The sequence below is a fragment of the Gulosibacter sediminis genome, assembly GCF_014904065.1.
In the GTDB taxonomy this organism is placed as follows: Bacteria; Actinomycetota; Actinomycetes; order Actinomycetales; family Microbacteriaceae; genus Gulosibacter; species Gulosibacter sediminis.
Genome location: NZ_JACXJG010000001.1, coordinates 37,453 through 61,405, shown reverse-complemented (window position 1 = coordinate 61,405; position 23,953 = coordinate 37,453). Strand labels below are relative to the sequence as shown.

20 protein-coding genes and 2 pseudogenes are annotated in these 23,953 nt (G+C 67.3%); 12 read left to right on the top strand and 10 right to left on the bottom strand.

Annotated elements, in window-relative coordinates; all coding sequences use genetic code 11:
- Position 1: 1 nt before the first annotated feature.
- Positions 2-1,330, bottom strand: coding sequence for a diaminopimelate decarboxylase (gene lysA, locus ID132_RS00270; protein WP_193127562.1), 1,329 nt, complete (start codon positions 1,328-1,330; stop codon positions 2-4).
- Positions 1,331-1,454: 124 nt separating this feature from the next.
- Between lysA and ID132_RS00265 the strand changes: the two genes are divergently transcribed.
- A complete protein-coding gene (locus ID132_RS00265) occupies positions 1,455-3,068 on the top strand; it encodes a helix-turn-helix domain-containing protein (protein WP_193127561.1) in 1,614 nt (537 codons plus the stop codon).
- Positions 3,069-3,108: 40 nt separating this feature from the next.
- Here ID132_RS00265 and ID132_RS00260 read toward each other — a convergent pair whose 3' ends face one another.
- The 7 genes and pseudogenes from ID132_RS00260 to ID132_RS00235 all read right to left on the bottom strand — a co-directional run bounded on the left by ID132_RS00260 (position 3,109) and on the right by ID132_RS00235 (position 11,409).
- Positions 3,109-4,392, bottom strand: coding sequence for a thymidine phosphorylase (locus tag ID132_RS00260; protein WP_125106864.1), 1,284 nt, complete (start codon positions 4,390-4,392; stop codon positions 3,109-3,111).
- Between the two features lie 33 nt (positions 4,393-4,425).
- Positions 4,426-4,851, bottom strand: coding sequence for a cytidine deaminase (locus ID132_RS00255; RefSeq protein ID WP_125106863.1), 426 nt, complete (start codon positions 4,849-4,851; stop codon positions 4,426-4,428).
- Positions 4,852-4,866: 15 nt separating this feature from the next.
- The gene (locus ID132_RS00250; RefSeq protein ID WP_193127560.1) at positions 4,867-7,422 is read right to left on the bottom strand and encodes an ABC transporter permease subunit; all 2,556 of its coding nucleotides are present in this window, start codon (positions 7,420-7,422) and stop codon (positions 4,867-4,869) included.
- A pseudogene (locus ID132_RS00245) lies at positions 7,412-8,910 on the bottom strand (ABC transporter ATP-binding protein). The gene ID132_RS00250 and the pseudogene ID132_RS00245 overlap by 11 nt, the downstream one beginning before the upstream one ends.
- Before the next feature lie 139 nt (positions 8,911-9,049).
- Entirely contained in the window at positions 9,050-9,466 is a 417-nt protein-coding gene (locus tag ID132_RS14520) for a BMP family lipoprotein (protein ID WP_328743243.1), read from the bottom strand.
- A 134-nt stretch (positions 9,467-9,600) separates the two neighbouring features.
- Positions 9,601-10,005: pseudogene (locus ID132_RS14515) on the bottom strand (BMP family ABC transporter substrate-binding protein); the annotation flags it as partial.
- 285 nt (positions 10,006-10,290) lie between these two features.
- Positions 10,291-11,409, bottom strand: coding sequence for a mannose-1-phosphate guanylyltransferase (locus tag ID132_RS00235; protein WP_125106858.1), 1,119 nt, complete (start codon positions 11,407-11,409; stop codon positions 10,291-10,293).
- A gap of 126 nt (positions 11,410-11,535) precedes the next feature.
- On the opposite strand from ID132_RS00235, the gene ID132_RS00230 reads away from it, so the two are divergent.
- The 5 genes from ID132_RS00230 (at position 11,536) to ID132_RS00210 (ending at position 16,412) form a co-directional block, all read left to right on the top strand.
- Positions 11,536-12,684: a glycosyltransferase family 4 protein gene (locus ID132_RS00230; protein WP_125106857.1), complete on the top strand. Its 1,149-nt coding sequence runs from the start codon at positions 11,536-11,538 to the stop codon at positions 12,682-12,684.
- Between the two features lie 167 nt (positions 12,685-12,851).
- Entirely contained in the window at positions 12,852-13,274 is a 423-nt protein-coding gene (sdhC, locus tag ID132_RS00225) for a succinate dehydrogenase, cytochrome b556 subunit (RefSeq protein WP_193127559.1), read from the top strand.
- Between the two features lie 12 nt (positions 13,275-13,286).
- Entirely contained in the window at positions 13,287-13,736 is a 450-nt protein-coding gene (locus tag ID132_RS00220; protein ID WP_193127558.1) for a succinate dehydrogenase hydrophobic membrane anchor subunit, read from the top strand.
- A 55-nt stretch (positions 13,737-13,791) separates the two neighbouring features.
- A complete protein-coding gene (sdhA, locus tag ID132_RS00215) occupies positions 13,792-15,630 on the top strand; it encodes a succinate dehydrogenase flavoprotein subunit (protein WP_193127557.1) in 1,839 nt (612 codons plus the stop codon).
- Between the two features lie 23 nt (positions 15,631-15,653).
- Positions 15,654-16,412 carry a succinate dehydrogenase iron-sulfur subunit gene (locus ID132_RS00210; protein ID WP_193127556.1) on the top strand — a complete coding sequence of 253 codons (759 nt, stop codon included), beginning with the start codon at positions 15,654-15,656 and terminating at the stop codon, positions 16,410-16,412.
- A 111-nt stretch (positions 16,413-16,523) separates the two neighbouring features.
- Here the strand turns inward: ID132_RS00210 and ID132_RS00205 are convergent, their stop codons facing one another.
- Both ID132_RS00205 and ptsP read right to left on the bottom strand, forming a co-directional pair.
- Positions 16,524-17,285 carry a TSUP family transporter gene (locus ID132_RS00205; protein ID WP_459562410.1) on the bottom strand — a complete coding sequence of 254 codons (762 nt, stop codon included), beginning with the start codon at positions 17,283-17,285 and terminating at the stop codon, positions 16,524-16,526.
- Positions 17,286-17,457: 172 nt separating this feature from the next.
- On the bottom strand, positions 17,458-19,116 hold the full coding sequence (ptsP, locus tag ID132_RS00200) for a phosphoenolpyruvate--protein phosphotransferase (protein WP_193127555.1): 1,659 nt from the start codon (positions 19,114-19,116) through the stop codon (positions 17,458-17,460).
- An 83-nt stretch (positions 19,117-19,199) separates the two neighbouring features.
- On the opposite strand from ptsP, the gene ID132_RS00195 reads away from it, so the two are divergent.
- From ID132_RS00195 to ribA, 6 genes are all read left to right on the top strand, one after another.
- Positions 19,200-20,519 carry a YihY/virulence factor BrkB family protein gene (locus ID132_RS00195; protein ID WP_193127554.1) on the top strand — a complete coding sequence of 440 codons (1,320 nt, stop codon included), beginning with the start codon at positions 19,200-19,202 and terminating at the stop codon, positions 20,517-20,519.
- A 10-nt stretch (positions 20,520-20,529) separates the two neighbouring features.
- On the top strand, positions 20,530-21,369 hold the full coding sequence (locus ID132_RS00190) for an exodeoxyribonuclease III (protein ID WP_125106849.1): 840 nt from the start codon (positions 20,530-20,532) through the stop codon (positions 21,367-21,369).
- Between the two features lie 78 nt (positions 21,370-21,447).
- Positions 21,448-22,473, top strand: a complete 1,026-nt coding sequence (gene trpS / locus ID132_RS00185; RefSeq protein ID WP_193127553.1) for a tryptophan--tRNA ligase — start codon at positions 21,448-21,450, stop codon at positions 22,471-22,473.
- 31 nt (positions 22,474-22,504) lie between these two features.
- Positions 22,505-22,792 (top strand): glycosyltransferase, encoded by a 288-nt coding sequence (locus ID132_RS15415; protein WP_459562408.1) that lies wholly within the window; start codon positions 22,505-22,507, stop codon positions 22,790-22,792.
- A complete protein-coding gene (locus ID132_RS00180; protein ID WP_459562409.1) occupies positions 22,710-23,300 on the top strand; it encodes a glycosyltransferase in 591 nt (196 codons plus the stop codon). The genes ID132_RS15415 and ID132_RS00180 overlap by 83 nt, the downstream gene beginning before the upstream one ends.
- Entirely contained in the window at positions 23,297-23,920 is a 624-nt protein-coding gene (gene ribA, locus ID132_RS00175; RefSeq protein ID WP_125106846.1) for a GTP cyclohydrolase II, read from the top strand. Before ID132_RS00180 ends, ribA begins: the two co-directional genes overlap by 4 nt.
- Positions 23,921-23,953 lie beyond the last annotated feature (33 nt).

Genomic DNA, 23,953 nt, shown 5'->3' with positions numbered 1-23,953 from the left:
GTCACATCGTTGCGGCGGGGACTGCGCTGGTCGCCCAGTCGTGGTCCAGCGCAGGTTGGTGGAGGCGGAGCAGGTCGTCGGTGGTTTCGCGGCGAACGGCGAGCCGTGCCTCGCCATCCTTGACGAAGACGACCGCGGGCCGTGCGGCACCGTTGTAGTTGTTGGTCATCGTGTACGTGTAGGCGCCGGTGGCGGGGATGACAATGACGTCGTCAATGCGCGGGTTGGGCAGCTCGGCCTGGTCGATGAGCAGATCGCCGGACTCGCACTGACGCCCGACGAGCTGGACTCGCGAGTTCGGCACCGCGGTTGCTCGGTTCGCGACCAGGGCGGAGAATCGCTGGCCGGTGAGGGCCACCTCGACGAAGTCGGCCATGCCGCCATCGACCGCCACGAACGTCCGACCCGTTTCCTTAGTGACCACCGTTCGGTAGGCGGTGACTCCCGACCGAGCCACGGTCGAGCGTCCTGGCTCAATAAGGATCCGAGCATCGGTCGGCAAGTAGCGCTCGGCGGCGCCGATCAGCGTGTCGAGATAGTCGTCCACGGAGGGTGCCTGCTCGCCCTCGTGGTGGGCGATACCGAGGCCGCCACCAAGGTCGTAGACCGCGAGCCCGCCGAGCGGCTTCAACGCTTCGACCGCGCTCGCGAACTGCTCGACGCTGAGGATCTGAGAGCCGATGTGCACGTGAACGCCCGCGACCTCGAGCCGATCGTGGCCCGCGAGATGCTGAATCAGCTCGCTCACGACGCTGATCGGCAAGCCGAACTTGGAGTCGTTGCCGCCCGTGTTCATGTTCGCGTGCGTCTTCGCGTCGACGCCGGGCATGACCCGGAACAGCAACTTCTGGCGGCGTCCGCGAGGCACGAGACGCTCGAGCCGGTCAAGCTCGGCCTCGTTGTCGACGATGATGACACCGACGCCGACCTCGATTGCTCGAGCGAGTTCCGCATCTGTCTTGGCGTTGCCGTGCAGGTGGATCAGCTCCGGCGACACCCCTGCCGCGAGTGCAAGCTCAAGTTCACCCGGTCCGGCGACGTCGATGCCCATCCCCTCGGAAGCCGCGATGGCGTAGATCGCGAGAATGGGCGCCGACTTGGAGGCGAACACCGCTTCCGAATTCGGCCACCGACGGTGGAGTCCGTCGACGAGCGCACGCATCTGGTGTCGAAGGGAGGCCTCGTCATAGATGTGCAGCGGAGTACCGAATTCCGCTGCGAGGTCGCTCACCCGGCAGCCGCCAATCGTCAGTTCGCCGTCGGCGTCGGCAGCAGCGGTAGGGGGCAGGACGTCCGCCAAACGCTCGAGCGACGATTGGTTCGCGGTCATGTGGTCTCCTCGCACGGTGAAGTTGCTCTGGCGTTGGCGTCCTGTGAGCACGACCAACTTGGTTGCAAGCAACGGTACGAATGCCAACCACCGCAATTTTTGGTGGATCCCATAGGCTTATGAAATGCGTCTGTCGGTATCCACAAATTCTTCGCCACAGGGGTCGACCGTTGCCGCGCTGCTTGAAGATGCCGCACCGCTGGCCTCGGCGCTTTTCCTCCCGGATGCGGAGCTGCCGACCATTGTTGGGGTCGAGTTCTACGACGATGCGGCCCCCGAGCGCGTTGCCGAGGGGCTTCTCGTGCTCGTTCCCTCGTGGCGTGCGCTCCGGCAGCAAGCGATGCACGGCCTCGTCGAGTTGGCAGCGAAGCGCGGGGCTGCGGGCGTGGTGATTCAGGGCGGCGAACCACCGCAACAAGTACTCGCCGCGTGCGCGCAGACGGGGCGTGGCGTTGCGCTACTTCGCCTCGATGATCACATCACCTGGCGAGAGTTCGAGGCGGTCGTTGACCTCACGATCGGCGAGACGTCACCGAGCATCACGGCGTCGCTGTTGCAGTCGGATTACCTCTTCGCGATCGCGGATTCCATCGCGGAGGTCTTCGGCGGTTCAGTCGCCGTTGAGAACCATGCCAGAACGCTGCTGGCCTATTCGACTGTGGAACACCAAATCATCGACGAGACGCGCAGCGTCGGCATCCGTACCCGCCAGGTGCCGCATGCCATCCGCAACCACGAGCAGTACCGGCAGGTGCAGTTCACCGACGGCCCCGTGCAGTTCCCGCAGTTCGACGCGCACGAGCTGCCCCGCGCCGCGATTGCAGTGCGGGCCGGCAGCATGCAGCTCGGCAGCATCTGGGCCATCGACCCTGACGGCGGGACCGACGTTCCGCTCTCCGAGGAGAAACGCGATGCGCTCGAGCGGGGCGCGCAATCGGCCGCGGCGCACCTGCTCGCGGCGTGGCGAGTGAGCGACGCGGAGGCGCGGCGTCGTGACGCGGCGCTCGGCCGGATGCTCGAGATCGCGCCAACGAGCGGCGATCTCGTTGCGCTGTCGCTCGCGCCCACCTCCGAGGTGCGCCTAATTTCACTGCAGTTCGCCGGCGAGGCAGCCAGCCCAGGAGACGAGCGACAGCTGCAGGCCTTCGCAGATCGACAGTTGCAGGCACGACTCTCGGTCGTCGCTGCGGCGCTCACGAACGGCGCCTGCTACGTCGCGGTCACGGGCGCCACCGAGTCTCGGATCAGGGATGCGCTGACCGCCACGATCCGTGCCGCCGCACGGTCCTTCACGCAAGAAATTCGCGCCGCCATCGCCTGCCCCACCACTGCAGGGGTGGGCTTCGTCGCCGCGCGAGAAGAACTCGACGCGATTCTCCGCACGCCTCACGAGCGCACTCAACCGGTCAAGAGTAGCGACGACGTCCGTGCCTCGCTCATCGCCGACCATCTCGGGCAGCTGTTTGCAACGTACCCGTACCTGCAGCATCCGGCGGTCACGATGGCCGACGGCAGGCGCCAGCGCGAGCGGCGCGACACGATGCTCGCCTGGTTCGAGCAGGGCGGGCCGGCGGGTGCGGCCGCCCACCTGCACGTGCACGAAAACACCGTGCGCTACCGAGTTCAGCAGGCGCTTCGCGACTGGGGTGTCCAGCTCGACCAACCAGATGAGGCCTTCGCCCTCTGGACGACACTGGTCGCGTGGCGGGCGCGCGACCGCAGCACACACACCGACTAGACCGACCAGCCCGACCAGCAGTCGGCTCACACGCCGAAACTCAGCGGATACGGTCGACGATGAGCGGTGCGGGCTCGGGTGCCGCGTCGCCGAGGGCCCACGCGCCATCGAGCGCATCAAGGGCGCGGTGGAAGCGCGACGCGTCGTCGGCGTGGAGGGTCCACAGCAGGTCGCCGCGGCGCACCGCGTCGCCGGGCTTTACGGCGAGGTCGATGCCGGCGGCGTGCACAACCGGGTCGTGCTTGCGCGCGCGTCCCGCACCGAGGCGCCACGCGGCCAGGCCGAACTGGAACGCATCCTGGCGGGTGACCACGCCATCGCGCTCGGCCCGCACCTCGTGCGACTCGCGCGGGGTCGGCATCGCCGCATCCGGGTCGCCGCCCTGCGCCACGACAAACTTGCGCCAGACATCCATCGCCTGGCCACCACGGAGGTGCGCCGCGACGTCAACATCGCGGATACCCGCGAGCTCAAGCATCTCCTGCGCGAGCGCGACCGTGAGTTCGACGACGTCGGCGGGGCCGCCGCCGGCGAGCACCTCGATCGACTCGCGCACCTCGTTCGCGTTGCCGATCGTGAGGCCGAGCGGCGTGTTCATGTCGGTGAGAAACGCCGCCACGTTGACGCCCGCATCGGTGCCGAGGCGCACCATCGTCTCGGCGAGCTCGCGTGCCCGCTCGCGCTCGCGCATGAACGCGCCCGAGCCGAACTTCACGTCGAGCACGAGCGCGCCCGTGCCCTCGGCGATCTTCTTCGACATGATCGACGACGCGATGAGCGGAATCGCCTCGACCGTGCCCGTGATGTCGCGCAACGCATAGAGCTTCTTGTCGGCCGGCGCGAGTTCGGCTCCGGCCGCACACACGACGCCGCCGACCTCCTCGAGTTGCCGGAAGAGCTCGTCGTTCGTCAGCTCCGCGCGCCAGCCGGGAATCGACTCGAGCTTGTCGAGCGTGCCACCGGTGTGGCCGAGCCCGCGGCCCGACAGCTGCGGCACGGCCGCGCCGAACGAGGCGACCAGTGGCATGAGCGGCAGGGTGATCTTGTCGCCAACGCCACCGGTCGAGTGCTTGTCGGTGGTCGGCTTCGACAGCTTCGAGAAGTCGAGGCGCTCGCCCGACGCGATCATCGCGTTCGTGAGGTTGAGGATCTCCTCGCGCTCCATACCGTTGAGGAAGATCGCCATCGTCATGGCCGCCATCTGCTCGTCGCCGACGAAGCCGTCGGTGTAGCGGGCGATCAACCAGCGAATCTCGTCGCCGCTCAGGGCTCCCCCGTCGCGCTTGCGTCGAATGAGCTCGATCGCGTCAAACTGCTCAGCCAATTTTCCTCCTCGATGCGGGCGACCGGGTCGGTACTAGGCGGGCTCGCCTCGGTCGTCAAAGTCGTTCAGGTTGCGAGGCCCGAAAGCCATGGGCAGGATGCCCTCGATGTCGGTGATGCCGGCGATGGTATCGAAGAGACACCCCGGTGCGGCGAACTCGTTGAGCAGTTGCCGACACCGACCGCACGGCATGAGCCGCTCGCCGTTGCCGTCGCAGCAGGTAAAGGCGATGAGCTGCCCGCCGCCGGTGCGCGCGAGCTCCGACACGAGGCCGCACTCGGCGCAGAGGCCCACGCCGTAGCTCGCGTTCTCGACGTTGCAGCCCGTGACGATGCGACCGTCGTCGACGAGCGCGGCCGCGCCGACTCGAAACTTCGAGTACGGCACGTACGCGTGCGCCTGCACCTCTCGCGCGGCGGCGCGAAGCGTCTCCCAGTCGATATCGACTACGGCGCGCATCCGGTCGTTCACGAGCTACCGGCCCTGCGTGATGTAGGGCGTGCCGCTCGCGGCGGGCGCGCGGGACTGGCCCACGAAGCCGACGACGGCGAACACGGTGACGATGTAGGGCACCATCGCCATGAGCTCGGTGGGCAGATCAGCGCCCACTTGCGAGGCGAGGGTGCGGAAGTTCGAGGCGAAGCCGAAGAGGATCGCCGCGAGCGTCGCGTACACGGGGTGCCAGCGGCCGAAGATGAGCGCCGCGAGCGCGATATACCCCTGGCCACTCGTGACCTCGGAACCGAAGGCGCCCACCAGGCCGAGCGTGTAGTACGAGCCGCCGAAGCCGGCGATCGCACCCGAGAGCAGCACGTTTCGCCAGCGGGTCGCATTGACGTTGATGCCGACGGTGTCGGCGGCCTTGGGATGCTCGCCGACCGCGCGGGTGCGGATGCCCCACTTCGAGTTGAAGAGCATGAAGACCATGAACGGCACGAGCAGGAACAGCGCGTAGACGACGATCGTGTTCGAGAACAGCAGCGGGCCGAGCACCGGAATTTCGCTCAGGCCCGGGATGGACCAGGTCGGGTAGCGGTCTGGGCTGTTGTAGCGCTGCGGGTCGCTCGACATGAGGCCCGAGTAGAGGAAGTCGGTGAGGCCGAGCACGATCATGTTGATCACGACACCGACAACGACCTGCTCGACCCAGTACGTGATCGAGAACAGCGCGAGGATGGCCGAGATGAGCACGCCGGCGACGATCGCGGCGACGAGGCCGGCGACCCAGCTGTTCGTGAGGCTCGCGACGAGCGCCGAGGCGAAGGCACCCGACAGCAGCTGACCCTCGATGGCGATGTTCACAACGCCCGAGCGCTCGGCAACGAGGCCCGCCATCGAACCGAACACGATTGGGGTCGACAGCGCGAGGGTGCCGGTGAGCAGCCAGGCGAGCGGCACGTTCGCGCCCGCGCCGACCCAGATGATGAGCGCGATTGCCCAGAGCGCCGCGAACACGGCGGTGACCCAGATGGGCACGGGCTGGCGCGCGAGCGAGCGCAGGAAGGCGAAGACCGTGAGCACGACCATACCGACCGTGAGCACGGCGTTCGTCAGCATCGTCGGGAACACGAGCGGGTCGAGCTGAATCGTGCCGCCGCGGTTGCTGATGTCGATCTGCGTCGATTGGTCGCCGACGGTGAACACGAAGGCGAGCAGCGCGATGAGCGAGAACACGGCGAGCAAGATCGGGGTCTTGAGCTTGCGGGGCGCGAGGGTTTCGCTGCCGGCGGGGGCCGCCTCGGCGCGGGTGAGCTGGTCGTTCGTCATGGTTACGCCTCCGAACCCTGCTTGCGCGCCGACAGTCGGTCGGCGAGTTGGATGCCCGTGGGCTTCGGCAGGAAGCCGAGGAACCTCGGGGCGGCGACGAAGAGCACGATGAGGCCCTGGATCACCGGGATGATGTCCTTCGGCACACCGGCGCTGACCTCCATCGAGACGGCACCCNGCCTTGAGCGCGCCGAACAGCAGCGCGGCGAAGATGATGCCGATCGGGTTGTTGCCACCGAGCAGCGCGACCGTGATCGCATCGAAGCCAATGCCCGCATCCACCGAAGGCTCGATGCCGGTCGGGTGCACCTCGAGCGTCTGCGTCGCGGCAGCGATGCCGATGAACCCGCCCGAGAGGGCCATTGTGAGTACGGTGACGAGCTTCACGTTGATGCCGGCGGTCTTCGCGGCGTTCGGGTTGATCCCGACGGCACGAATCTGGAAGCCGATTGTCGAGCGATCCATGATCCACCAGTACGCGACGGCCGCGAGAATCACGACGACGACGCCGGTGCCGAACACTCCCGCGATCTCGGGGAAGCGGGCGGTCTCGAGAATCGCTTTGCTCTTCGAGTAGCCCGGCGCGTTCTCGGCCTGGAACGGCTGCTGCTTGAGCAGATAGGTGACGCCCCAGTAGGCGATCCAGTTGAACATGATCGTGAGGATCACCTCGTGCGCGCCCGTCTGTGCCTTGAGCCAGCCGACGATCGCGGCCCACATCGAGGCGGCGAGGATCGCGATGATGATCGTGACGACGAGGTGGAGCACCGGGGGCAGCGCCCAGTTCGAGCCGACGTAGGCGGCGAAGAACGCGCCAACGAGCAGCTGTCCCTGACCACCAATGTTGAAGAGGCCGGCCCGGAACGCGATGCCGAGGCCGAGACCGGCGGCGATGAGCGGGGTCGCCCACTGCAGCGTCGTCAGCAGCGGCAGGAACCCGCGCTTCGGGTTGTAGATGGCGCCGTTGATGAGCGCCTGCACGGCGTCGCCGATGAGCGTGCCGGCGGCCTGGAAGAAGTGCTGCGGCGCGGCGAACACGTAGCCGAGCGTGCCCTGTACATCGGGGTCGGTGAAGACCGCGATGAGCAGACCAATGAAGAGGGCGATGACGATCGCGATGAACGAGCGGGCGAACGAGCCGCCGAGGATGTCGCGCCAGACGCCGCGCCAGGGCTCGTCGGCGAGCGCATTCGTGGAGCCGGTGCGCACCTTGTCGACCGGCGGCTGGTCGACGTCGGGCGTGAGTTTCGTGTCATTCGCCATGGGGAATACCTGCCATCATCTGTCCAAGTGTTTCGCGCGAGGTGTCGGCCGAGACGATGCCCATCGAGCGGCCGTCGTACATCACCATGATTCGGTCGGCGAGCTGCACAACCTCGTCGAGCTCGGTCGACACGATGAGCACCGGGATGCCCGAGTCGCGCGTCGCCACGATCTGGTCGTGCACGAACTCGATCGAGCCGACGTCGAGGCCGCGGGTGGGCTGGGATGCGATGAACAGCTCGAGCTGTCGCCCGAGTTCGCGNGAGCACGACCTTCTGCTGGTTACCGCCCGAGAGCCGGCCGACGGCCGTCTCGGTCGACGGCGTGCGCACATCGAACGACTCGACCTTCTGCTCGGCGTTCTCGTGGATGGCGGCGAGGTCGAGCGCGATGCCTTTCGAGAACGGCTTGCGGTCGAACTCGTCGAGAATCAGGTTCTCGGCGATCGTGAACTCGCCGACGATGCCGCCGACGGTGCGGTCCTCCGGCACGAAGCCGATGCCGGTGTTGAGCGCCTGCTTGACGCTGAGGCCGAGCACCTCTTTGCCGTTGAGCGTGATCGAGCCGTCGGTCTTCGGCTGGAGGCCGAGGATCGCCTCGGTGAGCTCCGTCTGGCCGTTGCCCTGCACGCCGGCGACGACGAGAATCTCGCCCTCACGGATGTCGAAGCTGAGCCCATCCACGAGCCGCTGGCCCGTCGGGCTGAAGACGGTTAGGTCGCGCACCTGGAACGACGCGGAGCCGAGCTTCGGCGCATCCTTCTGCACCGTTAGCGATACGTCGTGGCCGACCATGAGCGTCGCGAGCTCCTCGTTCGAGGCCGTTGGTTCGGCGGTGCCGACGACCTTGCCGCGGCGGATGACCGTGATGCGGTCGCTCACGTGGCGCACCTCGCGGAGCTTGTGCGAAATGAAGACGATCGAGGTGCCCTGCTGGCGCAGCTCGTCCATGATGCGCATGAGCTCGTCGGTCTCTTGCGGCGTGAGCACGGCGGTGGGCTCGTCGAGCACGAGCACCTTCGCTTCCTGCGACAGGGCCTTGATGATCTCGACGCGCTGCTGCTGGCCGACCGAGAGGTCTTCGACGACCGAGTCGGGGTCGATGCGGAAGCCGAAGCGCTCGGAGATCTCGTTCACGCGGTTGCGCGCAGCCGGAAGGTCGAGGATGCCCGCGCCCTTCGTGGGCTCGTGGCCGAGCATGAGGTTCTCGGCCACCGTGAAGACGGGAATGAGCATGAAGTGCTGGTGCACCATTCCGATGCCGGCGCGCATCGCGTCGCCAGGCCCGGAGAAGTTTTGAACCTCGCCATCGAGGAGGATTTCACCTTCTTCGGGCGTGTAGAGCCCGTAGAGCACGTTCATCAGGNTTGCCCGCGCCGTTCTCGCCGAGCAACGCGTGGATCTCCCCCTCCTCAACAGTGAGGTCGATGCTGTCGTTTGCGGTGAAGTTGCCAAAGCGCTTCGTAATACCGCGGAGTTCGAGTTTCATACGAGACCTTCTCCAACCAACGGGTGGGGTTCTGCAGGAAGCCTAACGGGCCACCGGCGCGATTTGAGCCCGGCCGAGCTACTCAGGGCTTGACCGGGCTCAAATCACATGCGGGTCGCGCGTCAGCGCGAGGGGATGGTTACTCCGACGCCGCGGGCGACGAAGGCGACTCGACCTCGATCGTGCCGTCGATGATGCCCTGGCGGATCGTGTCGAGCTCGTCGAGCATGCCGTCCGGCAGCTCCGACTCGAAGTCGCCGAAGTCCGAGATGCCAACGCCCTCGTTCTCGAGCGTGCCTGTGTAGGTGGTGCCGCCGGCGAAGTTACCCTCGACCGCGCTTTCGATCGCCTCGTAGACCGTCACGTCGAGACCCTTCTCGATCGAGACGAAGATGAGGTCTGCGTAGTCCGGCTCCTTCTCGCGAAGGTCGCTGTCAACGCCGAGCAGCAGCGCGTTGTCGCCGTCGGCGCGGATCGCCTCAGCGGCACCCTGGTAGAGCGGGCCACCAACCGGCAGGATGATGTCGGCACCCTGCGCGAGGAAGCCCTCAGTGATCTGGTTCGCCTTGGTCTGGTCGCTGAAGTTNCGACGAACTCGCCGTTCTGGCCCTCAACGTCCCAGCCGAGCACCTCGACGTCGGCGCCCTTCTCTTCGTTGTAGTAGTCAACGCCGTCGGCGAAGCCGTCCATGAAGATGGTGACCGAGGGGATCTGGGCGCCACCGAAGGTGGCGACCTTGCCGCTTTCGGACTGGCCCGCGGCCGCGTAGCCCGCGAGGAACGCAGCCTGCGCGGTGTCGTAGTTGAGCTGCAGCAGGTTGTCGGCGCTCAGGTAGTCGACGTCGACAATCGCGAAGTTGGTCTCGGGGTTCGCGTCGGCCGCCGCCTGGGTCGCGTCGGCGAGGTTGAAGCCGACGGGAATAATCAGGTCGCAGCTCTGGTCGACCATGGCCGAGAGGTTCGGCGCGAAGTCGTCGGGCGAGCTCGACTGCGCCTCAGCCGACGAGATGCCAAGCTGCTCGACGGCCATTTCGAGGCCCTCGTGCGCGAGTTGGTTGAACGAGCGGTCGTCGAAACCACCCTCATCCGACACCATGCACGCGAGGAAGTCGCTGTTGTCGGCACCCGCGCCACCGGTCGACTCGGTCTCCGCGGGCGGAGCGCCACACGTCGCGAGCGCGAGCATACTGATCGACGCGACGCTGAGCGCGCCGACAGCCTTCTTGCGAGACATACCCATTGGTTCTCCTCAAGTAGTTCCGCAGCCGTGCGGAATGTTCACCTTGAGTTGAGTCTATGTTGATTTTTCTCACAGCCGCGGCGACTAGTGTCGCGCGCCCTAACAATTTGGCTACACCTGCCGTGCACGGCTGTCAGGTGGCTACAACACCTCGGGGTGTTCGGACTCCTTAATCAGTGAGACGACCTGCTTCACCTGCTGGGCGTTCTTGCGCGTCGTAACGAGCAGCGCATCCGCCGTGTCGATGAGCACGACATCTTGCAGGCCGGCGATCGCGATGACGCGATCGGTCTCCGAAATCACTAGCCCGCTCGACTCGTAGGCGACGACGCGCTCGGGCGAGCCGATGGCACTGACGCCCTCGTCGCAGTTGCTGACGCCCTCGTGCACGCGCGAGACGGCGGCGAAGTCGCCGACGTCGTCCCAGCCGAAGAAGCCGGGGATGACCGCGAGGCCGCCCTTCTTCGCGGCGGGCTCTGCGACGGTGTAGTCGATCGCGATCTTGTCGAGCGTCGGCCACACGCGGGCCACGACCTCGTCGCGCGCCGGCGAATCCCAGGCCTCGGCGATCTCGTGGATGCCCGCGGCGAGCTCCGGCGCGTTCTCTTCGATCTCGGTGAGCAGGCGGCTCGCGCGGGCGATGAACATGCCGGCGTTCCAGAGGTACTCGCCCGAGGTGAGGTAGCGGCGTGCGGTGGCGGCCTTCGGCTTCTCGATGAAGGCGTCGACCTGGCGGGCCGAGGGCGCGCCGAGAATCTCGAGCGGTTCGCCGGCGCGGATGTAGCCGAACGCCGTCGACGGCTCGATCGGTTGAATGCCGATGGTCACGATGAGCCCCTCGTTCGCGGCGCGCACGGCCTCGACGACCGCGCGGCGGAAGCGCGTGTCGGCCGAGATGAGGTGGTCGGCGGCGAACGAGCCGATGACGGCGCCGGGGTGGCGACGCTCGATGATCGCTGCGGCAAGGCCGACGGCGGCGCTCGAGTCGCGCCCCTCGGTCTCGAGAATCACGTTTTGCTGCAACAGCTCGGGCAGCTGGTGCTGCACCTCCTCGCCGTGGGCAGCGCCCGTCACGACGTAGATGCGCTCGTCGCCGGTGAGGGGGGCGAGGCGCTCCCAGGTCGAACGGAGCAGCGAGGTGCCGGTGCCGGCAATGTCGCGCAGGAATTTCGGGCGGTCCGCACGACTCAGCGGCCACAATCGAGACCCCACGCCACCGGCCGGAATCACCGCATAGAAGTGGTCCAAGTTATTGGGCATGCGCATGACTGTAGTGCCCGACGGTTCAAGGTTTGCGGCANGATACGTCCCCGCAACCCAATCTCGTCCCGAAGTTCGCCTGGGGTTCAACCCACGGCCATTGGCGCCTCCTACGGTCGATACATCATGCGAGTCGCAGTGGTCACCGAAAGCTTCCTGCCGACGCTGAACGGCGTCACGAACAGCGTGCGCAAGGTGCTCGAGCACCTGCGGCTGCGGGGTCACGAGGCGATCGTCATCTGCCCGAAGGCCGGTGCGCCGGCCGAATACGCAGGCTTCCCGGTGCATGAAGTCACGACGGTGAACCTCCGCGAGTTCCCGGTCGGCCTCCCGAGCCTCCAGGTCGACCAGCTGCTGCGCGACTTCAACCCCGACGTGGTGCACGCCGCATCCCCCTTCATGCTCGGGTGGAACGCGCTCGCGACTGCCCGGCGCCGCGGCATTCCGACCGTCGCGATCTTCCAGACCGACGTCGCCGGCTATACCGAGCGCAACCGCCTCGGCGCGATGCGCGAGGTCACGTGGATGTTCCTGCGCAGCGTGCACTCGCAGGCCGACGTCACGCTCGCGCCGTCGACCCATTCGATTCGCGACCTCGAGCGCAACCGCTTCGAGCGGGTAAAGACCTGGGGCCGCGGCGTCGACCTCGAGGCGTACCACCCGAACCACCGCCTCGCGCCCGACGCCGCCGAGCTGCGCGCGAGCATCGCCGGGCCCGACGAGGTCGTCGTCGGCTACGTCGGCCGGCTCGCACCCGAGAAGCAGGTCGAGCGGCTCGCGCAGCTGCGCGGCATTCCGGGCATCCACCTCGCGATCGTCGGCGAGGGCCCGAGCGACGAGTCGGTGCGCGCCGCCCTGCGCGGCATGCAGGTCACCTATCTTGGCCGCCGAAGCGGTCGCGAGCTCTCGCTCGCCTACGCGAGCTTCGACCTGTTCGTGCACACCGGCACCGAAGAGACCTTCGGCCAGACGCTGCAGGAGGCGCACGCCGCCGGCCTGCCCGTCGTGGCGCCGCTCGCCGGCGGCCCGGTCGACCTTGTTACGCACGGTGACGACGGCTACCTCTTCGACCCCGCCTTCGCCGGCGGCGTCGACTCGATGCGGGCCTACGTCGAGCGCCTCGTCGGCGACCGGATACTCCGGGCCCGGATGGGCGAGGCCGGCCGCCGCCGCGTGCTCGACCGCTCGTGGGAGGGCATCTGCGATGAGCTGCTCGGCCACTACGACGACGTGATCGCGGCGACCCAAACGGCCCCCGCATTCAGCCGCGAGTAAGGCCCACCTAATAGCGCTCCTCGCTGAAGGTTGCCTCAAAACGGGGTAACCTGACATCACGTGTGAGCTGTGCAAAAAAACGCAAGATCACGTCACGTGGTGCCCTGCGCCACTCACACGCCAGGCGACGTAGCGCCGCCGGCCTAGATCAAGAGAAGGGTAGTTCCGTGTCATCATCCTCGACCGGCACCCCCGCCACTGCCACCGCACCGAAAAAGAGCGCCCTTGGCGGTCGCCTCTATCGCGGTAATGAAGGCATGTGGTCGTGGGTGCTCCACCGTATTACCGGTGTCGCCATCTTCTTCTTCCTGCTGGTGCACGTGCTCGACAGCGCGCTCCTGCTGGTGAGCCCCGAGGTGTACAACACCGTGATCGGTACGTACAAGAACCCGATCATGGGTATTGGCGAGCTCGGTCTCGTGGGTGCGATCACCTACCACGCCTTCAACGGCCTGCGCATCATCCTCATCGACTTCCTCCCCGGCGGCACCCGCATCCAGCGCGGAATGTTCTGGGGAGTCATTGTTATCTGGTTCGTCGTCATGATCCCGTTCGCGATCATGCACCTGTCGAACGTGTTCGGTCACTAAGGGGGACGCATCATGACTATCGAAACTGTCGAATACCCTCGCACCCCGCTCTCCGAGCGCAAGAAGAGCTCCGGTAACCTCGAGCGCACCGGCTGGGTCTTCATGCGCGTCTCGGGCGTGCTGCTCATCATCCTCGTTTTCGTGCACCTCTACTCGAACCTCATCGCAGGCGACGGTGTGCACCAGATTGACTACCAGTTCGTTGTCGCCGAGAAGTTCCAGTTCTCGTTCTGGCTCATCTGGGACGGCCTCCTGCTCGTGCTCGCGATGATCCATGGCACCAACGGTCTTCGCACCATCGTGAACGACTACGTCTACAAGCCGGGCCCGCGCAAGGCGCTCATCACCACGCTGTGGATCGCCTGCGCCGTCGAGATCATCCTCGGCATCATCGTGCTCATCGCCTTCGGCGTGAACCCCTGCATCCACGGCGCCGGGTCGGTTTCGGTCTGCGCCGCCTAGTGCGCCGCTGAACACCGCTCGCGAACGCGTAGAACGAAGGAACTTTTCGAACATCATGGCTGCTGAACAGCTGAAGGACACCACCAAGGTTGTGGACGGCGTCACCGTCCACTTCCACCGCAACGAGATCGTGATCGTCGGCGCCGGCGGCGCGGGCATGCGCGCCGCCATCGAGGCGGCCGAGCAGGCCGGCACCGGTGCGGTGATCGACGTCGTCACCAAGCTCTACCCGACCCGCTCGCACACCGGTGCAGCGCAGGGTGGCATGGCCGCCGCCCTCGCGAACGTCGAGGACGACAACTGGGAGTGGCACACCTACGACACCGTCAAGGGTGGCGACTACCTGGTTGACCAGGACTCGGCCGAGATCCTCGCGAAGGAGGCCATCGAGGCCGTCCTCGACCTCGAGAACATGGGCCTGCCCTTCAACCGCACGCCCGAGGGCAAGATCGACCAGCGTCGCTTCGGTGGGCACACGCGCGAGCACGGCAAGGCGCCCGTTCGCCGCGCCTGCTACGCCGCCGACCGCACCGGCCACATGATCCTCCAGACGCTGTACCAGAACTGCGTCAAGCACAACATCCGCTTCTTCAACGAGTACTACGCGCTCGACGTGTCGTTCGTTGAGGTCGACGGCGTGAAGCGCCCGGCCGCGGTCATCGCGTACGAGCTCAAGACCGGCCACCTGCACGTGTTCCAGGGCAAGTCGTTCATCTTCGCGACCGGTGGCTTCGGCAAGGTCTTCAAGACCACGTCGAACGCGCACACCCTCACGGGTGACGGCGTCGGCATCATCTGGCGCAACGGCCTGCCGCTCGAAGACATGGAGTTCTTCCAGTTCCACCCGACCGGCCTTGCCGGCCTCGGCATCCTCCTCACCGAGGGTGCGCGTGGTGAGGGTGCGATCCTGCGTAACGACTCAGGTGAGCGCTTCATGGAGCGCTACGCGCCGACCATTAAGGACCTGGCGCCGCGTGACATCGTGGCCCGTTCGATGGTGCAGGAAGTGCTCGACGGCCGCGGTGCCGGCCCGAACAAGGACTACGTCTACCTCGACTGCACCCACCTCGGTGCCGAGGTGCTTGAGACGAAGCTCCCCGACATCACCGAGTTCGCTCGCACGTACCTCGGTGTCGACCCGGTGACCGAGCCCGTGCCCGTGTACCCCACGGCGCACTACGCCATGGGTGGCATCCCGACGAACAACGACTCCGAGGTGCTCGCGAACGATAACGAGGACATCGTGCCCGGCCTCTACGCGGCCGGTGAGTGCGCGTGCGTCTCGGTGCACGGCTCGAACCGTCTCGGCACCAACTCGCTCCTCGACATCAACGTCTTCGGTAAGCGCGCCGGCCGCTCGGCCGTGAAGTACGCGAAGACCGCCGACTACGTTGAGCTCCCCGCCGAACCCGACGCCTTCGTGCGCGGCCTCGTCGCCGACCTGCGCGCGACCGACGCCGAACAGCACACCGAGTCGGTCGCCGACATCCGCAAGGAGCTACAGGAGACCATGGACACCAACGTCCAGGTGTTCCGCACCGAGGAGACCCTCGAGGAGGCGACCAAGGTCGTCCACCAGCTGCGCGAGCGCTACCGCAACGTGCACGTGCACGACAAGGGCCACCGCTTCAACACCGAGCTGCTCGAGGCCATCGAGCTCGGCTTCCTGCTCGACCTCGCCGAGGTCGTCACCTACACGGCGCGCAACCGCAAGGAATCGCGCGGTGGCCACATGCGTGACGACTACCCGAAGCGTGACGACGAGAACTGGATGCACCACACGATGGCGTACCTCACGGGTGACCGCACTTCGGCCGACCCGGCCGACCACATCACCCTGGGGCAGAAGCCGGTGCGCATGACGCACTACGTGCCGCAGGAACGCAAGTACTAGGAATTTGAAGGGAGATCATCGCAATGACTGAATCGCAGGTAGACACCGCCGCGCCCCAGGTCGAAGAGCCGGAGAAGCCCTTCAAGGTCGAGATTGTCGTGCGTCGCTACAGCTCGGAGACCGACCAGGAGCCGTACTGGCAGTCGTTCACCGTCGACATGTACTCGACCAACCGCATCCTCGATGCCCTGCACCAGATTAAGTGGGAGCAGGACTCGACCCTCGCGTTCCGCCGCTCGTGCGCGCACGGCGTGTGTGGCTCCGACGCCATGCGCATCAACGGCCGCAACCGCCTCGCGTGCAAGACGCTGATCAAGGACCTCGACATCACCAAGCCGGTGTACGTCGAGGCCATCAAGGGTCTGCCGCTCGAGCGCGACCTCATCGTCGACATGGACCCCTTCTTCGAGTCGTTCAAGGAGGTGCAGCCCTTCCTGCAGGCTTCGGACAAGCCCGAGAAGGAGCGCATCCAGTCGATCGAGGACCGCGCCGTGTTCGACGACACGACCAAGTGCATCCTCTGCGCCGCGTGCACGACCTCGTGCCCGGTGTTCTGGACCGACGGCCAGTACTTCGGCCCCGCCGCGATCGTGAACGCACACCGCTTCATCTTCGACTCGCGTGACGAGGCCGCGTCGACCCGTCTCGACATCCTCAACGACCAGGAGGGCGTGTGGCGCTGCCGCACCACCTTCAACTGCACCGAGGCATGCCCCCGCGGCATCGAGGTCACCAAGGCCATCGCCGAGGTCAAGCAGGCCGTGCTGCGCGGTCGTCCGTAGCCTGAGGCTGGTAACCGGGGCGCGCATCCGATTCGTCGGATGCGCGCCCCGGCTCGTTTCCCGGGCGAGCGTCGCGCGCGCACCCAGCTAGGCTGCGACGCGCGGCACGGGTCAGAGCAGGAAGAGGTCGAGGGTGTCCCAGCCGAGCTTGAGGGCGAGGATCGAGATAGCGACGATGAAGATCTTGCGCACGAACGACGAGCCGCGCCGAACGGCCATGCGGGCGCCGATGACGGCGCCGAGCACGTTCGCCGCGCCCATGCAGAGGCCGAGCACCCACACGACCTCGCCGTGGAGGCCGTACAGCGTGATCGCGGCGATGTTCGTCACGACGTTCGCAATCTTCGCGTTGACGCTCGCCTCGAGAAAGCCGAAGCCGAGCACCGCGACCATGAGAATCACGAAGAACGAGCCGGTCCCCGGCCCGAGCAGGCCGTCGTAGAAGCCGACCGAAACGCCGATCAGTCCCGAGCGCCAGCCCAGTGAGCGGCCCTCATGACGCGGCTCGTGGCTGAGGCCGAGGCTGGGCTTGAACAGGATGTACGCGCCGATGCCCACGACCGCGACGAGCACGATCGGCGTGAGCACCTCGCGCGGCAGAAAGCGCGACAGCCACGCTCCCCCGGTCGAGCCGGCGTAGGCACCAATCACGAGCGGCAGAATCACCGCCAGCTGCGTGCGCAGCTTGCGCAGGTAGACGAGGCTCGCACTCAGCGTGCCCATGAACGACGCGAGCTTGTTCGTGCCAAGCACGTAGGGGCTCGGCAGCGTCTGCGGCAGGCCGATGACGAGCGCGGGCAGCTGAATCAGCCCGCCACCGCCGACGACGGCGTCGATCCAGCCGGCGCCGANCGCGGCGACGATGAGCAGCACGAGGGTCGTCCACGCGACGGGCAACCACGGGGCGAGCTCAGCAGACACCAGGCCACCCTACGCCGCCGCCACTGCGCCCAGCAGCAACAAGAAACTCCCCGCCCCGACGCGGCAGCACACGCAGCCAAGCGCATCCCATCCCGCCAAAGCCGGGGAGTCCCGAACAACCGAACTAGCCCTGCTCGGCGACGTAGTCGTCGAACAGTTGGCGGGCCTCGTCGCCCGAGGCTGCGGCGAGCACGCGCTGCGCGACCTCGTTCGCCTGCTCGCGCGAGAACTTGCGCAGCTCGACGCGCACGCCCGCGAGCGCGGGCGGCGCCATCGAGAGGCTCTTCACACCGAGTCCGACGAGCACGACCGCGAGGCGCGGGTCGGCCGCGGCCTCGCCACACACACCGATGGGCTTGCCCGTCGCCTGGCCGGCGCGGCCGGTCTCGGCGACGAGGCGCAGCACGGCAGGGTGCCAGGGGTCTTGGAAGTTCGCGACGGTGCCGAGCACGCGGTCGGCGGCGAGCGTGTACTGGGTGAGGTCGTTCGTACCGATCGACACGAAGTCGCTCGTGCGCAGCACCTGCTCGGCGAGGATCGCGGCCGACGGCACCTCGATCATCGAGCCGACGACCTCGAGCCCGAACTCGCGGCCGAGTGCGGTGAAGTACTCGCTGTCGGCCGCATCCGCGACCATCGGCGCCATCACCCAGAGCTCGACACCCGAGCGGTCGCGCGCCTCGGCGAGGGCTGCGAGCTGGTCGCGCAGCAGGTTCTCGCGCTCGCGCAGGATGCGGATGCCGCGCATGCCGAGCGCGGGGTTCGCCTCGGCCGCGTCGTTGAGGAACGACAGCGGCTTGTCGGCACCCGCGTCGAGCACGCGCGCGACGACCTTCTTGCCCGCGAACGGCTTCATCAGCGAAGTGTAGACCTCGATCTGCTCGTCCTTCGTCGGCGGCGTGGTGCGGTCGAGGAACAGGAACTCGGTGCGGAAGAGGCCCACGCCCTCGGCCCCGAGGTCGACGGCGGGCTGCGAGTCGGCCGGCTTGCCGACGTTGGCGAGCAGCTGCACGGGCTCGCCGTCGGCGAGGGCGCCCGGGGAGATCGGGGCGGCCGCGATCTCGTCCTGCTCGCGCTGCTTCGCGCGGGCCTCGTCGAGCTGGTGCTTCGTCGGGCCGACGATGACCTGACCCGTCGCGGCATCGACGACGAGCAGGGCGCCGTCGGGAATGTCGTCGGCACCGGCCGCGGCGACGACCGCGGGCAGGCCCTTCTCAGCGGCGATGATGCCGGTGTGCGCCTTCGGTGAGCCGTCGCGGGTCACGAACGCGAGCACCTTGTCGAGGTCGAGCTTGCCGGTGTCGGCGGGCGCGAGGTCGACGGCGACGAGGATGAACGGCTCGTCGCGCTGCGGCACCTCGGGCGCGGGCACGCCCGCGAGCTGAGCCCGGATGCGCTGCGACACGTCGTCGAGGTCGGTCGCGCGCTCAGCCATGTAGCCGCCCATCGCCTTGAGCGTGTCGGCGAACTGCTGGAACGACTCGTAGACTGCGCGCTCGGCGGTCTTGCCGGCCTCGATCGCCCCGGTCACGAGGCCCTCGATTGCGGGGTCGGCGGCCATCATCGACTGCGCCTCGAGCACCTCCTTGAGCGAGCCCTCGGCTTCGCTCGCACGCGACGCGATCTGACTCTGGGTCAGCTTGATTGCGGCCTTCGCGCGCTCCTGCTCGGCAGCAACGTCGCCACGGAACGCGACGTCCTCGGGGATGGGCAGTGGGTCGGGCATGCGCACGGCATTGCCGATCGCAATTCGAGTCCCGACTCCGAAACCGTGAAGCTCCATCGTGCAAACCTTTCGGCTCGGTTCGTGCGCTCCGGGCAGAGCGCATTAGGTCAGCGTAGTGGCGCGCCGCGTAAGGTGTCTGTGTGACCTCAGCAAAGTCGACCAAGTCTAGCCCCGACGCTGCCGCCGCTCACTCGACGGCGAAGCAGTCGTCCACCCACGCGCCCACCGAGCTCTCGATGGCCCGCGTCACCATCTTCCCGCCGTTCCCGAAGCTCCCCGACGACGCGACGTTCGCCGACCGCATCCAGGCCTTTGTCAAGTGGGTGCAGGCGACCCGCCCGATGCGCGCGATCAAGCAATGGTCGGAGCGCCGCGGCGGCACCCTCGCGAGCGGCATGGCCTACCAGGCCCTCTTCTCGGTCTTCGCGGCCCTCCTCGTCTTATTCTCGGTGATCGGCCTCGTGCTCGGCAACAATGAGGAGCTGCTGGGCTCGCTCATCGGCTCGCTCGCCGACATGGTGCCGGGCCTCATCGACACCGGCGACGGCGGCGTGGTGAAGGCCGACAAGCTCCTCGAGCTCGACACCGGCAGCTCCTTCACCATCGCCGGTATCATCGCCCTCGCCTCGACGCTGTGGACGGCGATGAACTTCCTCAACGGCTCGCGCCTCGCGATCCGCGCGATGTTCGATCTCCCCGCCGCGCCCGAGCGCAATATGGCGGTCACCCGCCTCATCGACCTCGGCCTCATGGTTGCCGGCGGCCTCATACTCATCCTCGCCGTCGGTGTCGTCGCCGCCGGTAGCGGTGCCGCAAACTGGTTGCTGCGGGATGTGCTGGGATTCGACCTCGGCATCGTCACGGGCATCCTGATCCAGCTCGCCGGTATGGCGGTGACGCTCGCGGTCTACACCACCGTCGTCGCCGGTATGCTCCGAGTGCTCGCGCAGATCCGCGTCCCCGGCAAGACACTGTGGTCGGGCTCGCTCATCGGCGGCATTGCGATCGGCATCCTCACCTACCTCGGTAGCGCGCTGCTCGGGGGTGCGACCTCGAACCCGCTCATCGCGACCTACGCGACAATCCTCGGTGTGCTCATCTTCTTCAACTTCCTCTGCATGGTGCTCCTCATCACCGCGGCCTGGGTTAAGGTCACGATGGACGATCTAGGCCAGGCTCCGCGCCTCCTCACGCTGGAGGAGGCGGAGCGTGTCACGCACGAGGCCGAGCTCGAGGCGCACCGCGACCGCCTCGCGACCACGCGTCTGCGCCTCGAGCACGAAATGGAGCAGCTCCCCCGTTGGCGCCGCCGCACGGTGCGCCGCCGCTACGAGCAGGTCATCTACGAGCAGGTCGAGGTAGAGAACGAGATCCGGGCCCTGCGGATGGGCTACGACCCGCTCGAGGCGGAGGCCGAGCGCGAGGGCATCGACGAGGACGACATCACCCTGCGCCGATAGGATGGCGGGCATGTCGCTTCGCATCGCCACCGTCAACGTGAACGGAATCCGCGCCGCCGCCCGCAAGGGCATGGCCGACTGGGTCGCCGAACGCACGCCCGACGTCCTCACGATGCAGGAGGTGCGCGCCTCCCTCGACCAGGCGCAGCCGCTTATCCCGTCGCACTGGCACGTCACGCTCGACGAGAGCAATCAGAAGGGTCGCGCGGGCGTTGCCGTGCTCACGCGCAACGCGCCCGTCGACGTGCGCCGCGAGCTCGGCGACGACGCCGTCGACTCGGCAGGCCGCTGGCTCGAGGTCGACGTGCAGCACGGCGAGCACGTCGTCACGGTCGTGAGCTGCTACACCCACTCCGGCGAGGCCGACACCCCGAAGCAGCAGGCGAAGTGGGGCTTCCTCGAGGCGCAGGCNGAGCGGATGCGCGAGCTCGCGTCCGAGCGCGACTTCGTCGTCGTCACGGGTGATTTCAACATCGGCCACACCGAGCTCGACATTAAGAACTGGAAGGGCAACGTCAAGCGCGCCGGCTTCCTCCCCCGCGAGCGCGGCTACCTGAGCCGGATGTTCGGGGCGACGGGCGAGGACGTCACGGGCGTCGATGGCTCGGTCGGCGCCGGCCTCGGCTACGTCGACGTCGGCCGCACGTTCGCGGGCGAGGTGCCCGGCCCCTACACGTGGTGGTCGAATCGCGGGCAGGCCTTCGACAACGACTCCGGCTGGCGCATCGACTACCAGGCGGCCACCCCGAAGTTGGCCGCCACTGTGGAGAATTACGCGGTAGACCGCGCGGCGGCCTACGATCAGAGATGGTCAGATCACGCACCCGTCGTCGTCGATTACGCCATCTAGCGCGCTCGCGTTCGCGCAGCTGGCCTGCTCCCCACGCGGTGCCGATCGCCAGATGCGCTCGAAAGGACCAAGAACTTCATGACTCAGCCTGCCACCTCGCAGCCCGTGCTCTACTCCGGGATGCAGCCGTCGGCCGACTCGCTCCACCTCGGTAACTACGTCGGCGCGCTCACCAACTGGGTGAAGCTGCAGAACGAGTACGACGCGATCTTCTGCGTGGTGAACCAGCACGCGATCACCTCGGGCATCGACCCCGAGCAGTTGCGCACCCGCACGCTCTCGACCGCGGCGCAGTACATCGCGGCCGGCATCGACCCCGAGAAGTCGATCCTCTACGTACAGTCCGACGTGCCCGAGCACGCGCAGCTCGCGTGGATCCTCGGCTGCATGACGGGCTTCGGCGAGGCGAGCCGCATGACGCAGTTCAAGGACAAGTCGCAGCGCTACGGCAGCGACAAGACCACGGTGGGCCTGTTCACCTACCCCGTGCTCATGGCCGCCGACATCCTGCTCTACCAGACGCAGCAGGTGCCGGTCGGCGTCGACCAGAAGCAGCACATCGAGCTCACCCGTAACCTCGCCGAGCGCTTCAACTCGCGCTTCGGCGAGACGTTCACGATTCCCGAGGGCTTCATTCCGAAGGCGAACGCGAAGGTCTACGACCTGCAAGACCCGACGGCGAAGATGTCGAAGTCGGCGCCGAGCGAGGCTGGCCTGCTGTCGATCCTCGACGACGCGAAGGTGACGACGAAGAAGGTCATGCGCGCGGTCACCGACGCCGACGGCGAGATTCGCTACGATCCCGAGGCGAAGCCCGGTGTCTCGAACCTGCTCACGATCTTCGCGGTGCTGTCGGGCCGCGAGCTCGACGACGTCGCGAACGAGTACGCGGGCCGCGGCTACGGCGACCTCAAGAAGGGCCTCGCCGAGGTCGTCGACGCGACCTTCACACCCATCCGTACTCGCACGGCCGAGCTGCTCGACGACCGGGGCGAGCTCACGCGCCTGCTGCGCTCGGGTGCCGACCGCGCCCGTGAGCGCGCGGCGGCGACGCTCGACCTCGTGCACGAGCGCATTGGTTTCCCGACGCGTGCCGACCTCTAGGCCGCGCCGAACGACGAAGGACGACTTGCCCATGGCATCCCAAACCGACGGCCCGCGTCACGCTTTGCCCGAGGCGACGACCACGCGGGGCGATGTGCTCGTGGTGATTCCGACCTACAACGAGTGCGAAAACATCGCCGAGATCGCCGAGCGCGTGCTCGGGGCCTCGCCCCGCATCGACCTGCTCATCGTCGACGATGCCTCGCCCGANCGGCACCGGCGACATCGCCGACCAGATGGCCGCGAGCGATACCCGCGTGCACGTGCTGCACCGCAGCGGCAAGCTGGGCCTCGCAACGGCGTACCTGCAGGGTTTTGACTGGGGCCAGGAACGCGGCTACGAGTACCTGTTCGAGTTCGACGCCGACGGCTCACACCCGGCGGCGAAGCTGCCCGAGCTCATCGAGCAGCTGGATGCGGGCGCCGAGCTCGCGATCGGCTCGCGCTGGGTGCCGGGCGGCGCTACCGAGAACTGGCCGCTGCTGCGCCAGCTGCTCTCGCGGGGCGCGTCGATCTACTGCAAGGTCTGGCTCAAGTCGCGCATCAACGACATCACCGCAGGATTCCGCGGCTACCGCGCCGCGACACTGAAGACCTTCGACCTGAGCAACATCGGCGCCGCCGGTTACTGCTTCCAGATCGAGATGGCGTGGATGTACGAGCGCAAGGGTCTCCCCGTCGTCGAGGTACCGATCACCTTCGTTGAGCGCATCCACGGCGTCTCGAAGATGTCGAGCAACATCATTCTCGAGGCGTTCTGGCGCGTCGCGGCGTGGGGCATCGGCTACCGCGCACGCGGCGTCGAGCATCTGGTGACCCGCAAGTGAGTGACGATATTCGCTTCGAGGTCGAGACCCACCTCCCCACCGTGCACGGTACGTTCCGCGTTCGGGCGTATCACGATGTCGAGACCGGCGACGACCACCTCGCCCTGATCGGCGACGTGCCGGGCGACGATGTGCCGCTCGTGCGCCTGCACTCGGAATGCCTCACGGGTGAGGCCTTCGGTTCCATGAAGTGCGAGTGCGGCCCGCAGCTGCGCACGGCGATGGATGTTGTGGCCGAGCACGGCGGCGTCGTGCTCTACCTGCGCGGGCAGGAGGGGCGCGGCATCGGCCTCGTCAACAAGCTCCGCGCCTACCACCTGCAGGGGGAGGGGCTCGACACCGTCGACGCGAATCTCGCCCTCGGCCTGCCTGCCGACGCCCGCGACTACACGGCCGCCGCCGCGATCCTGCGCGATCTCGCCATCACGCGGGTGCGGCTGCTCACGAACAACCCGCTCAAGCAGGCTGCGCTCACCGAGCACGGCATCGAGGTCGCCGAGCGCGTGCCGCTCGAGGTCGGCCGCAACGCCGTCAACGACCACTACCTGCGCACAAAGGCCGAGCGAATGGGCCACCTCCTCCACCTCGACCTCCCAATCGAGGACGAACAAGACGCCTGATCGGCCACGGTTTTCGCCACTCGCCAACAGCTC

Excerpts from the sequence above, each read along its gene's own strand:
- lysA (WP_193127562.1), bottom strand. The coding sequence starts at position 1,330 with ATGACCGCGAACCAATCGTCGCTCGAGCGTTTGGCGGACGTCCTGCCC.
- ID132_RS00265 (WP_193127561.1), top strand. The coding sequence starts at position 1,455 with ATGCGTCTGTCGGTATCCACAAATTCTTCGCCACAGGGGTCGACCGTT.
- ID132_RS00255 (WP_125106863.1), bottom strand. The coding sequence starts at position 4,851 with ATGCGCGCCGTAGTCGATATCGACTGGGAGACGCTTCGCGCCGCCGCG.
- ID132_RS00235 (WP_125106858.1), bottom strand. The coding sequence starts at position 11,409 with ATGCCCAATAACTTGGACCACTTCTATGCGGTGATTCCGGCCGGTGGC.
- ID132_RS00230 (WP_125106857.1), top strand. The coding sequence starts at position 11,536 with ATGCGAGTCGCAGTGGTCACCGAAAGCTTCCTGCCGACGCTGAACGGC.
- ID132_RS00220 (WP_193127558.1), top strand. The coding sequence starts at position 13,287 with ATGACTATCGAAACTGTCGAATACCCTCGCACCCCGCTCTCCGAGCGC.
- sdhA (WP_193127557.1), top strand. The coding sequence starts at position 13,792 with ATGGCTGCTGAACAGCTGAAGGACACCACCAAGGTTGTGGACGGCGTC.
- ID132_RS00210 (WP_193127556.1), top strand. The coding sequence starts at position 15,654 with ATGACTGAATCGCAGGTAGACACCGCCGCGCCCCAGGTCGAAGAGCCG.
- ptsP (WP_193127555.1), bottom strand. The coding sequence starts at position 19,116 with ATGGAGCTTCACGGTTTCGGAGTCGGGACTCGAATTGCGATCGGCAAT.
- trpS (WP_193127553.1), top strand. The coding sequence starts at position 21,448 with ATGACTCAGCCTGCCACCTCGCAGCCCGTGCTCTACTCCGGGATGCAG.
- ID132_RS00180 (WP_459562409.1), top strand. The coding sequence starts at position 22,710 with ATGGCCGCGAGCGATACCCGCGTGCACGTGCTGCACCGCAGCGGCAAG.